General features: G+C 50.3%; 13 protein-coding genes and 3 tRNA genes. 14 read left to right on the top strand and 2 right to left on the bottom strand.

Annotation, left to right across the window (positions count from 1 at the left end; genetic code table 11):
- The first annotated feature begins 34 nt into the window (after nucleotides 1-34).
- From JBO43_RS03860 to sdiA, 8 genes are all read left to right on the top strand, one after another.
- Entirely contained in the window at nucleotides 35-1,186 is a 1,152-nt protein-coding gene (locus tag JBO43_RS03860) for a DegT/DnrJ/EryC1/StrS family aminotransferase (protein ID WP_202673953.1), read from the top strand.
- Between the two features lie 167 nt (nucleotides 1,187-1,353).
- Nucleotides 1,354-2,073 (top strand): RNA polymerase sigma factor FliA, encoded by a 720-nt coding sequence (locus tag JBO43_RS03855; RefSeq protein ID WP_095282456.1) that lies wholly within the window; start codon nucleotides 1,354-1,356, stop codon nucleotides 2,071-2,073.
- A 52-nt stretch (nucleotides 2,074-2,125) separates the two neighbouring features.
- Nucleotides 2,126-2,677, top strand: coding sequence for a flagella biosynthesis regulatory protein FliZ (gene fliZ / locus JBO43_RS03850; RefSeq protein WP_202673744.1), 552 nt, complete (start codon nucleotides 2,126-2,128; stop codon nucleotides 2,675-2,677).
- A gap of 85 nt (nucleotides 2,678-2,762) precedes the next feature.
- On the top strand, nucleotides 2,763-3,563 hold the full coding sequence (gene tcyJ, locus JBO43_RS03845; protein WP_095282454.1) for a cystine ABC transporter substrate-binding protein: 801 nt from the start codon (nucleotides 2,763-2,765) through the stop codon (nucleotides 3,561-3,563).
- Nucleotides 3,564-3,667: 104 nt separating this feature from the next.
- The gene (gene dcyD, locus JBO43_RS03840) at nucleotides 3,668-4,654 is read left to right on the top strand and encodes a D-cysteine desulfhydrase (RefSeq protein ID WP_202673743.1); all 987 of its coding nucleotides are present in this window, start codon (nucleotides 3,668-3,670) and stop codon (nucleotides 4,652-4,654) included.
- Nucleotides 4,655-4,674: 20 nt separating this feature from the next.
- Nucleotides 4,675-5,343 carry a cystine ABC transporter permease gene (gene tcyL, locus JBO43_RS03835; RefSeq protein ID WP_095282452.1) on the top strand — a complete coding sequence of 223 codons (669 nt, stop codon included), beginning with the start codon at nucleotides 4,675-4,677 and terminating at the stop codon, nucleotides 5,341-5,343.
- Entirely contained in the window at nucleotides 5,340-6,092 is a 753-nt protein-coding gene (gene tcyN, locus JBO43_RS03830; protein ID WP_103949677.1) for an L-cystine ABC transporter ATP-binding protein TcyN, read from the top strand. The genes tcyL and tcyN overlap by 4 nt, the downstream gene beginning before the upstream one ends.
- Before the next feature lie 223 nt (nucleotides 6,093-6,315).
- Nucleotides 6,316-7,038 (top strand): quorum-sensing transcriptional regulator SdiA, encoded by a 723-nt coding sequence (gene sdiA, locus JBO43_RS03825; protein ID WP_095282450.1) that lies wholly within the window; start codon nucleotides 6,316-6,318, stop codon nucleotides 7,036-7,038.
- A gap of 69 nt (nucleotides 7,039-7,107) precedes the next feature.
- Here sdiA and JBO43_RS03820 read toward each other — a convergent pair whose 3' ends face one another.
- Entirely contained in the window at nucleotides 7,108-7,332 is a 225-nt protein-coding gene (locus JBO43_RS03820; protein ID WP_095282449.1) for a DUF2594 family protein, read from the bottom strand.
- A gap of 469 nt (nucleotides 7,333-7,801) precedes the next feature.
- Between JBO43_RS03820 and uvrY the strand changes: the two genes are divergently transcribed.
- The 6 genes from uvrY to JBO43_RS03790 all read left to right on the top strand — a co-directional run bounded on the left by uvrY (nucleotide 7,802) and on the right by JBO43_RS03790 (nucleotide 11,341).
- Nucleotides 7,802-8,458 (top strand): UvrY/SirA/GacA family response regulator transcription factor, encoded by a 657-nt coding sequence (gene uvrY / locus JBO43_RS03815; protein WP_095282448.1) that lies wholly within the window; start codon nucleotides 7,802-7,804, stop codon nucleotides 8,456-8,458.
- Entirely contained in the window at nucleotides 8,455-10,287 is a 1,833-nt protein-coding gene (gene uvrC, locus JBO43_RS03810; RefSeq protein WP_202673742.1) for an excinuclease ABC subunit UvrC, read from the top strand. Before uvrY ends, uvrC begins: the two co-directional genes overlap by 4 nt.
- Nucleotides 10,288-10,343: 56 nt before the next feature.
- Entirely contained in the window at nucleotides 10,344-10,892 is a 549-nt protein-coding gene (gene pgsA, locus JBO43_RS03805) for a CDP-diacylglycerol--glycerol-3-phosphate 3-phosphatidyltransferase (protein WP_095282446.1), read from the top strand.
- Nucleotides 10,893-11,042: 150 nt separating this feature from the next.
- A tRNA-Gly gene (locus JBO43_RS03800) sits at nucleotides 11,043-11,118 on the top strand.
- A 51-nt stretch (nucleotides 11,119-11,169) separates the two neighbouring features.
- Nucleotides 11,170-11,243 (top strand) — tRNA-Cys (locus JBO43_RS03795).
- Nucleotides 11,244-11,255: 12 nt separating this feature from the next.
- Nucleotides 11,256-11,341: transfer RNA gene (locus tag JBO43_RS03790), tRNA-Leu, on the top strand.
- A 122-nt stretch (nucleotides 11,342-11,463) separates the two neighbouring features.
- Here the strand turns inward: JBO43_RS03790 and JBO43_RS03785 are convergent.
- On the bottom strand, nucleotides 11,464-13,101 hold the full coding sequence (locus JBO43_RS03785) for a lipase family alpha/beta hydrolase (RefSeq protein ID WP_202673741.1): 1,638 nt from the start codon (nucleotides 13,099-13,101) through the stop codon (nucleotides 11,464-11,466).
- Nucleotides 13,102-13,466 lie beyond the last annotated feature (365 nt).

Genomic DNA, 13,466 nt, shown 5'->3' with positions numbered 1-13,466 from the left:
ATAGGGATTAAACGACTTATATGTGACGCCAGAAATGAACAATAAAATATTCGTGACGAGTCCTTTGCTGCCACCACTGGAGGAATTCATCCCCTACCTTGAAAAAATGTGGTCCAGCAGAACGCTCACCAACGGCGGAAGTTTTCATCAGGACCTTGAGGCATCTTTAGCGGATTATCTTGGCGTCAAGTATGTAAGTTTGTTTTCAAATGGCACACTGGCTTTATTGACAGCGTTGCAGGCATTGCGTGTGACGGGCGAAGTTATCACAACGCCTTATTCTTTTGTCGCCACTTCACACACGCTGTTATGGAATGGTTTAACCCCCGTCTTTGCGGATATCGACCCTCTCACGTTTAACATCGATCCTGAGAAAATAGAAGCGTTGATCACTCCTCAGACCACCGCAATTATGCCCGTACATTGCTACGGTATTCCGTGCCAGGTTGATAAAATCCAACAAATTGCAGATATATATGGCCTGCGGGTTATTTATGATGCCGCTCATGCATTTGGTGTTAAAAGCAACGGCACCAGCGTACTGAATAATGGTGACCTCTCTGTATTGAGCTTCCACGCGACCAAAGTGTTCAACACCTTTGAGGGCGGGGCGATCATATCTCACGACCTTAAAACCAAGCAAAGAATTGATTATCTTAAGAATTTTGGTTTTGCCGGTGAAACCAAAGTTGTCGCGCCAGGCATTAACGCAAAAATGAGTGAAGTCTCTGCGGCTTTTGGTTTGCTTCAGCTAAAGCATATTGATCGTGCTCTGCTTGCTCGAGAGCAAATTTATCAACGCTATATGCGCGAATTAGCTCTCGCTACCGGCCTGTCGTGTTATCAATTTGCCGATGATTACGAGTGGAACTATGCATACTTCCCGGTTCTGGTGGAGGAGCATTTCCCCTTAAGCCGGGATGAACTCTATGAAATGCTTAAAGAAGAGGACATCTATGCGAGACGCTATTTCTATCCGTTAATTAGTTCGTTCTCTATGTATCGACATTTAGATTCAGCTGCGCCCCAAGAATTGCCTGTGGCCAACCAAATTGCCGAAAAAATCCTTTGTCTTCCTATATTTCCCGACATGACTAATGAGGAGCAGGGGAGAATAATTGAAACTGTACTTCGCCTGAGCCAGAGGAAATGTTCAGAAGATGTTAACGTGCAACAGGTTGCCTGAGTGACAGCACTTTAACGCTTAATAAAGCAGAGGGCAGATACCCTCTGCAATGTTAAATAGTCCATTACTGCAAATAACCCCTCATTTCACCCACTATTCACCCGATTAAAACCCCTCCAGAATCGGATAATCATGCCGATAACTCAATTAACGCAGGGCTGTTTATCGTGAATTCACTCTATACCGCTGAAGGTGTAATGGATAAACACTCGCTGTGGCAGCGTTATGTCCCGCTGGTGCGTCACGAAGCATTGCGCCTCCAGGTGCGATTGCCGGCGAGTGTGGAACTGGACGACCTGCTACAGGCGGGCGGTATCGGGTTATTGAATGCAGTTGACCGATACGACGCTCTGCAAGGAACGGCATTTACGACTTACGCAGTACAGCGTATTCGTGGTGCGATGCTGGACGAACTGCGCAGCCGTGACTGGGTGCCGCGTAGTGTTCGCCGCAATGCCCGCGAAGTGGCGCATGCGATGGGACAGCTCGAACAGGAACTGGGACGCAACGCGACGGAAACTGAAGTGGCGGAGCGTCTTGGCATTGCTGTTGAAGATTATCGCCAGATGTTGCTCGATACCAATAACAGCCAACTCTTCTCTTATGACGAGTGGCGCGAAGAGCATGGCGATAGCATTGAGCTGGTGACTGATGAAAATCAGCAAGAAAACCCGTTACACCATTTACTGGAAGGTAATTTACGCTCTCGCGTAATGGAAGCTATTGAAGCTTTACCGGAACGTGAGCAGTTGGTGTTAACACTCTATTACCAGGAAGAGCTGAATCTTAAGGAGATCGGCGCGGTTCTGGAAGTGGGGGAGTCTCGGGTGAGCCAATTGCATAGTCAGGCCATCAAACGCTTACGGACCAAACTGGGTAAGTTATAGGCGATGTTCGCCCGAAAAGTGCCGCACAACGTATTGACAACCAGGAGTTATCATGACGGTGCAGCAATCTAAAAGACGGCCTTTAAGCCGCTACCTAAAAGACTTTAAACACAGTCAGACGCATTGCGCCCATTGCAATAAGTTACTTGACCGTATCACGCTGGTTCGTCGTGGCGAAATCGTGAATAAGATCGCGATTTCTCGTCTCGACACCCTGATGGATGAATCCACCTGGCAGGTGGAGCAGCAAGAGTGGGTGGCCCTGTGCCGGTTCTGTGGCGATCTGCATTGCAAAGAGCAAAGCGACTTTTTCGACATCATCGGCTTTAAACAATTCCTGTTTGAGCAAACAGAAATGAGTCACGGGACCGTGCGCGAATATGTAGTTCGTCTGCGTCGCCTGGGCCAGCATCTGACTATGCAAAACATCTCCCGCGATCTGCTGAAAACCGGTTATCTGGATGAAAATCTGGAACCCTGGTTGCCCGCCACCAGCACCAACAACTATCGCATCGCCCTGCGTAAGTACGCGCAATATAAAGCGCAAATGCCGGGCGTGATGAAGCAGAAAGTCTACGCCGGGACAACTTCTGATATATATTAAAATTGAATAAGATGTAGCGGACTCGTGTTTGACGTTATAAACGAAAGCCCTACACTACTCAAAAAACCACTATATCGGGGTCACTATGAAATTAGCACTTCTGGGTCGTCAGGCGCTGATGGGCGTCATGGCTGTTGCACTGGTCGCAGGGATGAGCGCGAAAACCTTCGCCGCTGAAAATCTGCTGAATAAAGTGAAAGAACGCGGCACGCTGCTGGTTGGGCTGGAAGGTACTTATCCGCCATTCAGTTTCCAGGGCGATGACGGCAAGCTGACCGGTTTTGAAGTTGAGTTTGCTCAAGAGCTGGCGAAACATCTGGGCGTCAAAGCCGAGCTTAAACCGACCAAATGGGACGGGATGCTGGCGTCACTGGATTCCAAACGCATCGACGTGGTGATCAATCAGGTGACCATCTCTGATGAGCGTAAGAAGAAATATGATTTCTCTACGCCGTACACCGTGTCCGGCATTCAGGCGCTTGTGAAGAAAGGCAACGAAGGCACGATTAAATCGGCCGCCGATCTGAAAGGCAAAAAAGTGGGCGTCGGTCTGGGCACTAACTATGAAGAGTGGCTGCGCCAGAACGTTCAGGGCGTCGACATCCGTACATACGATGATGACCCGACTAAATATCAGGATCTGCGCGTTGGCCGTATCGATGCCATCCTGGTTGATCGCCTGGCAGCGCTGGATCTGGTGAAGAAAACCAAAGATACGCTGGCGGTCGCGGGTGATGCGTTCTCCCGTCAGGAAGCCGGTGTCGCTATCCGCAAAGATAACCAGGACCTGGTTAAAGCCGTGGACGGTGCTATCGCCGATATGCAAAAAGACGGTAGCCTGAAAGCGCTCTCCGAGAAGTGGTTTGGGGCAGATGTGACGAAGTAAGTCTTTCACTAAAAAAAGGCGCTTTTAAAAGCGCCTTTTTCATTTCTGGCACTCTTGCGTGCATAATAAAAATAACAAACAAAAACAGCGTTACCGGAGGTTTCATGTCACTGCAAAATTTAACGCGTTTTCCGCGCCTCGAGTTTATCGGCGCGCCAACGCCACTGGAGTATCTGCCGCGTTTTTCTGACTATTTAGGACGCGATATTTTTATCAAACGTGACGATGTGACCCCAATGGCAATGGGCGGGAACAAGCTGCGTAAGCTGGAGTTCCTGGCGGCCGACGCTCTGCGCGAAGGCGCGGATACCCTGATCACCGCTGGTGCGATTCAGTCAAACCACGTGCGTCAGACGGCGGCGGTGGCCGCGAAGCTCGGACTGAACTGCGTAGCGTTGCTGGAAAACCCAATTGGCACGCGCGCGGAAAACTATCTGACTAATGGCAACCGTCTGCTTCTGGACTTGTTTAATGTGCAGATTGAAATGTGTGATGCGCTGACCGATCCGGCGGCACAGCTGGAAGCGCTCGCGACGCGCGTCGAAGCTCAGGGCTTTCGTCCGTACGTGATTCCGGTCGGCGGCTCAAACGCGCTGGGTGCGCTGGGCTATGTAGAGAGCGCGCTTGAAATCGCCCAGCAGTGCGAAGGGGCGGTGAGCTTGTCTTCGGTGGTAGTGGCATCCGGCAGCGCCGGGACGCACGCTGGGCTGGCGGTCGGACTGGAGCAACTGATGCCGGACGTCGAGCTGATTGGCGTCACCGTATCGCGTAGCGTGGCCGATCAGAAGCCAAAGGTCGTGACTTTGCAGCAGGCAGTTGCGCAGCAGCTGGAAGTGCAGGCGAAGTCGGATATTCTGCTGTGGGACGACTATTTTGCCCCAGGCTACGGTACGCCGAACGAAGAAGGGCAGGAGGCGATCAAACTGCTGGCGCGTCTGGAAGGCATTCTTCTGGATCCGGTGTATACCGGTAAAGCAATGGCGGGGCTGATCGACGGCATTACCCAGAAACGCTTTAAGGATGAAGGGCCGATTCTGTTTGTCCACACCGGCGGAGCGCCAGCGTTGTTTGCCTATCATCCTCACGTCTGAATTGCGGGTCGGAAAAAATAATGCAAGAAAGTATTCAACTGGTTATTGATTCGTTGCCCTACCTGCTCAAAGGGGCGGTGTTCACGCTGCAACTGAGTCTGGGAGGGATGTTCTTTGGCCTGGTGCTGGGCTTTATCCTGGCATTGATGCGCATGTCGCCGATCCTGCCGGTACGCTGGCTGGCGCGGTTTTACATCTCAATATTTCGCGGTACGCCACTGATCGCTCAGCTGTTTATGATCTACTACGGCCTGCCGCAGTTTGGTATCGAGCTGGACCCGATCCCAGCGGCAATGATTGGCCTGTCGCTGAATACCGCTGCGTACACCTCTGAAACGCTGCGAGCGGCGATTTCCTCTATCGATAAAGGCCAATGGGAAGCGGCGGCCAGTATCGGCATGACGCCGTGGCAAACGCTGCGTCGGGCCATTCTGCCGCAGGCGGCACGCGTGGCGCTCCCGCCGCTCAGCAACAGCTTTATCAGCCTGGTGAAAGACACGTCACTGGCGGCGACGATCCAGGTGCCGGAACTGTTCCGTCAGGCGCAGCTCATCACCTCGCGCACGCTGGAAGTTTTCACCATGTATCTGGCAGCTTCGCTAATTTATTGGGTCATGGCGACAGTGCTTTCGGCACTGCAAAACTATTTTGAGAACCAGCTTAACCGCCAGGAGCGAGATCCGAAATGAGTGCTATCGACGTCAAAAACCTGGTCAAAAAATTCCACGGGCAAACCGTGTTGCATGGTATTGATCTGGAAGTGCAAGAGGGCGAGGTGGTGGCGATTATCGGCCCAAGCGGTTCCGGTAAAACCACCCTACTGCGCAGCATTAATTTGCTGGAGCAGCCAGAAGGGGGAACTATTCGTGTCGGTGATATCACCATCGATACCGGAAAGTCCCTCGGGCAACAAAAGGGGCTGATACGCCGCCTGCGCCAGCATGTGGGCTTTGTCTTTCAGAGCTTCAATCTGTTCCCGCATCGTACGGTGCTGGAGAACATTATTGAGGGGCCGGTCATCGTAAAAGGTGAGCCGAAAGAGGAAGCGACCGCGCGTGCGCGGGAACTGCTGGCGAAAGTTGGGCTATCGGGAAAAGAGACCAGCTATCCACGTCGTCTCTCGGGCGGACAGCAGCAGCGCGTAGCCATTGCGCGTGCGCTGGCGATGCGCCCGGATGTTATCTTGTTCGATGAACCGACGTCAGCACTGGACCCGGAACTGGTTGGCGAAGTGCTGAACACTATTCGCCAGCTGGCGCAGGAAAAACGCACCCTGGTTATCGTCACTCACGAGATGAGCTTTGCCAGAGATGTCGCCGACAGGGCGATTTTCATGGATCAGGGGCGCATTGTGGAGCAAGGTCCAGCAAAAGAATTGTTTACTAATCCGCAATTACCTCGCACACGTCAGTTCCTTGAAAAGTTCCTGACACGGTAGTCTGGCTAAAGCTGATTTGCTCCGGAAAGATAATTCGGAGCAAATTATTCTCCATAATACGGATTATGTAGATATATTTATTCTGTCTGGCATCACTTAAAGTACTGGAAATGAAAGCTATTCTCAATTGGGGCGATATTTTATACATATAAATAAGATTTATGTGTTAGGTTATATTCACCATAATAATGATTATCTTTTTCAGGGGCTTCATTCAGTAAGTATGAGGGATACAGACTTTTTCACATGGCGACGGAATTGCTTCCTGCGATTCCAGGAAATGGGCACGGTTGACGAGGTTTATAACGAACTTCAGCAACAAACACAGGCACTCGAATTCGATTATTACTCACTCTGTGTTCGTCACCCGGTTCCGTTTACGCGGCCTAAAATTTCGGTTCATTCAAGCTATCCGCCTGAATGGATGTCGCAATATCAGTCAGAAAACTATTTCGCTATTGATCCGGTATTAAAGCGAGAGAATTTCATTCAGGGACACCTTCCCTGGACGGATGACTTATTCTCTGAAGCGCAACCATTATGGGATGGGGCTCGCGACCACGGTATCCGCAAGGGGATTACCCAATGCTTAATGCTGCCTAATCACGCGTTAGGCTTTCTGTCTGTTTCCCGAACCAGTCAGTTTGGCAAAATGATGGACAGCGAAGAAATAGAGTTGCGTCTGCAAATGTTAGTGCAAATGGCGCTGACGGCGTTGCTGCGCTTTGAACATGAAATGGTGATGCCACCTGAGATGAAATTCAGCAAGCGTGAGAAGGAAATTCTGAAGTGGACGGCGGAAGGAAAAACGTCGGCTGAAATCGCCATTATTCTGTCAATTTCAGAGAATACAGTTAACTTCCATCAGAAGAATATGCAGAAGAAATTTAACGCGCCGAATAAGACGCAAATTGCCTGTTATGCGGCGGCAACAGGATTCATCTGACAACACTTTCACTGTTCTGCGTGCCAGACACGAAAACGGCTGAATGCAATGCATTCAGCCGTTTCTTTATTACTGGCGGTAAGCCTGTTTAATTTGCTTAACCGTACCGGCAAATACATCTGCCTGCCCCTGATCTTCCATCTGGGCAATTTGTTTTTCCATCTTAATGATCACACGACCCGCGTCAGCCTGGCCCATCGCCTGCAACATAAGGGTCAGTAGGGCTTTCAGACAGGATACTTCCTGCGCCAGTTCTTGGTTATTTTCGGCAGTGGCGAATTCAGGTGTGCTCATTGTTATTCCTCAGTACAAAACGGCGCTTGAGCGCGACGATGAAAGTTATGGCGGCGGAGTATACCACAAGACAGAGGGAAAAAAGCAGTGGTTATTTTTTGTTCAAATGTGCGCTTTGTTTATTTGGGTAAACTAGCATTAAGTAGAATCACTTTAATGTTTTAACCTCTCTTAATTGTTTATAGGTAGTGTGCGTACTGTTAATTATTGTTACAAAAATATAAGCGCTGTTTTTCCCTTGCGCTGGTGGCCGCTTTTTTCGTAACTTTTTGAATACAGAAGCTTAAAAATTACGGTTATTCAGCTTTTCAAATGAGATTTTCTTTCCACTTGCTGTACAGGCTAATTTCCAAAAACGAGAAAGAAATCGAATGGCGCATTTTTTAGCGTTTCAAACTTGGCACGAAAACCGTTAATATAAGCCAAATTAGCAGTCAGTCGCGTTATCCCTATTTCTGGAGACATTCCTTTGATCAACGTTCTTCTTGTTGATGACCACGAACTCGTGCGCGCAGGGATACGACGCATACTTGAAGATATAAAGGGTATTAAAGTCGCAGGCGAAGTCTGTTGTGGCGAAGATGCCGTAAAATGGTGCCGTACGCACTCAGCCGATGTGGTGCTGATGGATATGAACATGCCCGGCATCGGTGGGCTCGAAGCTACGCGCAAAATCGCGCGGGCCTACGTTGATACCAAAGTCATCATGCTAACCGTCCACACGGAGAACCCACTGCCGGCGAAAGTCATGCAGGCGGGGGCCGCAGGCTACCTGACTAAAGGTGCCGCGCCACAGGAAGTGGTTAATGCAATTCGTTCAGTGTTCTCCGGACAACGCTATATCGCGTCGGATATCGCTCAACAGATGGCGTTAAGTCAAATTGAACCGGATAAGACCGGATCGCCGTTTGCCAGTTTGTCTGAGCGTGAATTGCAGATTATGCTGATGATCACCAAAGGCCAAAAGGTGAATGAGATTTCCGAGCAGTTGAATCTCAGCCCGAAAACGGTGAACAGCTATCGTTACCGAATGTTCAGTAAACTGAACATTCATGGCGATGTCGAACTCACTCACCTGGCTATTCGTCATGGTCTGTGCAATGCAGAGACCCTAACAAGTCAGTGAGTGATGTGTTCGATTCAAAATCTTTCCTGAAAACCGTGACCAGCCAGCCTGGCGTCTATCGGATGTATGACGCGGGCGGCACGGTTATCTATGTAGGCAAAGCGAAAGACCTGAAAAAGCGTCTTTCCAGCTATTTCCGAAATAATCTGGCCTCCCGCAAAACTGAAGCTCTGGTGGCGCAGATCCAGCAGATAGACGTGACCGTAACTCATACGGAAACCGAAGCGCTGTTGCTGGAACATAACTACATCAAACTCTATCAGCCGCGTTATAACGTCTTGTTGCGCGATGATAAATCCTATCCTTTCATTTTTCTCAGCGGTGATACTCACCCGCGTCTGGCGATGCACCGTGGAGCGAAACACGCGAAAGGCAAGTATTTCGGCCCGTTCCCGAACGGTTATGCCGTGCGTGAAACGCTGGCATTGCTGCAAAAAATCTTCCCGGTTCGCCAGTGCGAAAACAGCGTTTATCGCAACCGCTCGCGTCCCTGTCTGCAATATCAGATTGGGCGCTGTCTCGGCCCGTGCGTGGAAGGGCTGGTCAGCGAAGAAGACTACGCGCAGCAGGTCGATTACGTGCGTTTGTTCCTTGCGGGTAAAGACGATCAGGTGCTGACGCAACTGATAGCGCAGATGGAAAAAGCCAGCCACGCGTTAGCGTTTGAAGAGGCAGCACGTATTCGCGATCAAATTCAGGCGGTGCGACGCGTCACTGAGAAGCAATTTGTGTCGAACAATGGCGACGACCTGGATGTGATTGGCGTCTCCTTCGACGCCGGGCTGGCATGCGTTCACGTTCTGTTTATTCGTCAGGGCAAAGTGCTGGGCAGCCGCAGCTATTTCCCAAAAGTACCGGGTGGCACCGAACTGGGCGAAGTTGTCGAGACCTTTGTCGGTCAGTTTTATTTGCAGGGCAGCCAGATGCGCACGTTGCCAGCGGAAATCCTGCTCGACTTTAATCTTAATGATAAAACCCTGCTGGCAGATTCCCTATCCGAACTGGCTGGGCGACGCGTTAATGTTCAGACCAAACCACGCGGTGACCGCGCCCGCTATTTGAAGCTGGCGCGTACCAACGCTGCGACGGCGCTGACGACCAAACTTTCCCAGCAATCTACCATTCATCAGCGTCTCATGGCTCTGGCGACGGTGCTGAAACTCCCTGAAGTGAAGCGGATGGAGTGTTTCGACATCAGTCATACGATGGGTGAGCAAACGGTCGCCTCCTGCGTGGTGTTTGATGCGAATGGGCCAGTGCGCGCCGAATATCGTCGCTACAATATTACCGGTATTACGCCGGGCGATGATTATGCCGCGATGAACCAGGTTCTGCGTCGTCGCTACGGCAAGGCGATTGAAGAGACGAAAATCCCGGATGTCATCGTGATCGATGGCGGGAAAGGGCAGCTAGGCCAGGCGAAAGCGGTTTTTGCCGAGCTGGATGTGCCGTGGGATAAACATCATCCGTTACTGCTCGGTGTCGCCAAAGGAACCGATCGCAAAGCCGGTCTGGAAACGCTGTTCCTTGAGCCCGAAGGTGAGGGATTCAGTTTGCCGCCGGATTCGCCTGCACTGCATGTGATTCAGCATATTCGCGATGACTCGCACGATCACGCCATTGGCGGGCATCGCAAAAAACGGGCAAAAGTGAAAAATACCAGTACGCTGGAGACGATCGAGGGCGTCGGGCCAAAACGTCGCCAGATGTTGTTGAAGTACATGGGTGGATTGCAAGGATTACTCAACGCCAGTGCAGAGGAAATTGCAAAAGTGCCGGGTATTTCGCAAGGGCTGGCAGAAAAGATCTACTACTCGTTGAAACATTGAGGGCTCTGTAGCAACATAGAGCTAAATTTTACTGACAACAGACAGTTACCGTCACTATGCGATTTAACATCCCTACGTTGCTCACGCTTTTTCGCGTCGTACTTATCCCGTTCTTTGTGTTGGCTTTTTACATGCCGTTCACGTGGGCTCCTTTCGTATGTGCGCTGATCTTCCTTGTGGCCGCAGTGACGGACTGGTTTGATGGCTATCTGGCGCGACGCTGGAATCAGAGCACGCGCTTCGGTGCATTCCTCGATCCTGTTGCCGATAAAGTCATGGTCGCCATTGCGATGGTGCTGGTGGCAGAGCATTACCACACCTGGTGGGTAACGCTGCCGGCGGCAACGATGATTGGTCGAGAAATTATTATCTCTGCGCTGCGCGAGTGGATGGCTGAGTTGGGCAAACGTAGCAGCGTGGCGGTCTCCTGGATTGGTAAAGTGAAAACTACCGCGCAGATGGCCTCTCTTGTGTGGATGCTGTGGCGTCCGAACGCCTGGGTCGAGTGGGCGGGAATTGGCTTGCTGTGGGTCGCTGCGGTGCTGACGCTGTGGTCAATGCTGCAATACCTCAATGCCTCGCGCGGCGATCTGCTTGATCAGTGATCGTTTCGGCGTAATTTTCAGCAAACGATCCTGGGAAGCAAAAATAACATTGACTCAAATCGTCATATAAGTAGAATGCAACGCATCGAACGGCGGCACTGCTTGCCGGATGATAATGAAATCAAGTGATTACAAATAGCTTGGTGACATGCGGGAATAGCTCAGTTGGTAGAGCACGACCTTGCCAAGGTCGGGGTCGCGAGTTCGAGTCTCGTTTCCCGCTCCAAATTAAAAGCATCGGCAATTGCGGGTGCTGGTCGCAAGACAAAAGATTTAAGGCGCGTTAGCAAAGCGGTTATGTAGCGGATTGCAAATCCGTCTAGTCCGGTTCGACTCCGGAACGCGCCTCCAATTTCTTCCCGAGCCCGGATGGTGGAATCGGTAGACACAAGGGATTTAAAATCCCTCGGCCATAGGCTGTACGAGTTCAAGTCTCGTTCCGGGTACCATGGGAAAATAAGAATAAAATCAATGATAAGCAGTGTCGTGAAACCACCCTCGGGTGGTTTTTTTGTTTTTATACTACGGCAATGTCTTTATTCTTCCTTTCCCATTTCCTCAACCTGCGTGATTAAGAAAGATTCCAGTTCTGTATTTTAAAGCGCAACTGACCGGAAATCCCCGGAGTGGAGGGGCGCAGGACTCCCGTCGTGTCAACGGTGCCGCTGACGACAGGAATGGTGACTTCGCATTCGTGGCCGATCATTTGGTTAGGATTCAACGGAATATCCGCGCTGGCAAAGCCGGAATCCTGCCAGGCATATTTGATCTTCCAGGGCGTTGTTTCATCTGTAGGCGGCACGATTTCCAGGATCAGCGAATTGCGGAACAGATAACCGCCTTCAAAATGCTCGTTAAACCAGAAGCGTTTTTCAATTTCATAATCCGGGATTTTAACTCCCAGCATCAGGCTATATGCCAGGGACGGTCGGCTTTTCTTCACCCGCGCGCGGCGGGATAAAAATACGCTGGAGAGGTACTGCGACGAATGCTTTTGATCCCGCCACTCTTTCTGCGTCAGACAGGCGACGGAGTCTTCTTCTGCGATACGGCGGGTGAGGGACCAGGGTTTTCCTCTCGGTGATGCGATGGTTTCAATCTGATAAATGGCATCAATTTTCGAGGCATCGTCACCGGCGGCTTTCACTGCTGCTGTAGGAAGACGGATCTCGTCAAGGTCCAGCCAGATATCAACGCGTACGTCGCCAAACAGAAAACGCGACAGATTCTGGAACGCCTCTTCGCTGTTCACAATCCCGAAATAACCTGAATGTGCGCGATAGGCGAATGCCTTAGCACAGGGCGCGCCGATCGTCCCGTCGTTGTTCAATCCGTTTAACGTGGCATTTTCGATTTTGACCAGCCCATCGCTGCCGTTACCGACGAAGGTGCGCGATAACCCTGCGGCAACCTCATAATCCAGGCGATTGGTGCCCACCATAGTGAAAATACGCCCCGAGGCGAGACGTGATTCCGGGATCAAATCGACCCGGTTATACTTAGCGTAAGCTTGCCCAAGCGCAAGATACTCACTCATGCGCTGCTGATTAAAGTTAGTCACGCTACTCTGCCAGGGCAGATCAGGAATATTTATCCCTGCAAAATCAATTCCGTTATGTGGAGTGGCATAGGTAAAGAACTTATCGACGCTTGTCACCATCTTTTCTGGATCGAGAGCGGTATTTTGTAGAAATGCGCGGCACACCAGTCCGCCCATTGAATGGGCAACCAGATAACAGCGGAAATCGGCGGACGTCTGCACGCCGCTGTTAGGGTTGCTGATGAGCAGTCGCTGCACTTTGGCTAACAGCCGAGAAAGGCCAATTGCCGCTTCCTCCATGCTCGGCGTTTTGCCTGTTCCCAGTAGCGTGGACGCGTCGTCATAGTAGCGATACACAATAATGGATTTATCATCCAGCACATTACCGGTAGGTTTTCCCGTCGAGTCAAATTCCCAGCCTTCGTCGGTAAAATCCAGGCCCTGCTCAAAAACGTCGCTGTAGCCAAATTCAGACGCAAGACGAATGACCGGTGATTCGAAAAAGAACTTTCGCGGACGGTCTTTTTGGCTCGCTGAGGCACGCAGCATCGTAGAGCCTAAATTGAAGCCATTAAACGGATCAGCCGTAGTTTCATTTATTTCACGGCGACTCATTGCATAGCCACGAACATATATAATTGGCAGGAAAGGCATTTTAGTATTGGCCATTATCTTTCTCCCCCTATACTTAGTCTGCTATTTTTGTGAATTAAATGCGATTAATTATCATAAAAGCCATAAAGTATTCTTCTGGATCAAGGGTAGTCAGGCATGACAATACTTCAAGAGTCGAAAAGGCGTATTAAAAAATAAAAGTATTCATCAGGAAGTACTAAGAAAAAAGCTTAGTACAGGGGGGATTGTTTTCAGCAGAAAGTATGATGTCAGGAAAGAAAGGACCCTCCATAGTTATCACCATAACAAAACTGTCATGTTTTATAAAAGGTCCACTGACAGTTAAGTGTCACTAATATATTGCCTTTGTGAAAGCGACAATCTTACAGAGTTATTAATCATTTATTAGCTGAATATAT

The sequence above is a fragment of the Lelliottia jeotgali genome, assembly GCF_016771845.1.
Classification (GTDB): Bacteria; Pseudomonadota; Gammaproteobacteria; order Enterobacterales; family Enterobacteriaceae; genus Enterobacter; species Enterobacter jeotgali.
The sequence above is the reverse complement of the archived record's forward strand: the minus strand, read 5'-3'. Positions and strand labels throughout refer to the sequence as shown.

Coding starts and splice junctions, on each gene's coding strand:
- fliZ (WP_202673744.1), top strand. CDS start 2,126: ATGACGGTGCAGCAATCTAAAAGACGGCCTTTAAGCCGCTACCTAAAA.
- pgsA (WP_095282446.1), top strand. CDS start 10,344: ATGCGATTTAACATCCCTACGTTGCTCACGCTTTTTCGCGTCGTACTT.
- JBO43_RS03820 (WP_095282449.1), bottom strand. CDS start 7,332: ATGAGCACACCTGAATTCGCCACTGCCGAAAATAACCAAGAACTGGCG.
- dcyD (WP_202673743.1), top strand. CDS start 3,668: ATGTCACTGCAAAATTTAACGCGTTTTCCGCGCCTCGAGTTTATCGGC.
- tcyJ (WP_095282454.1), top strand. CDS start 2,763: ATGAAATTAGCACTTCTGGGTCGTCAGGCGCTGATGGGCGTCATGGCT.
- sdiA (WP_095282450.1), top strand. CDS start 6,316: ATGAGGGATACAGACTTTTTCACATGGCGACGGAATTGCTTCCTGCGA.
- JBO43_RS03860 (WP_202673953.1), top strand. CDS start 35: ATGAACAATAAAATATTCGTGACGAGTCCTTTGCTGCCACCACTGGAG.
- tcyL (WP_095282452.1), top strand. CDS start 4,675: ATGCAAGAAAGTATTCAACTGGTTATTGATTCGTTGCCCTACCTGCTC.
- JBO43_RS03785 (WP_202673741.1), bottom strand. CDS start 13,101: ATGGCCAATACTAAAATGCCTTTCCTGCCAATTATATATGTTCGTGGC.
- tcyN (WP_103949677.1), top strand. CDS start 5,340: ATGAGTGCTATCGACGTCAAAAACCTGGTCAAAAAATTCCACGGGCAA.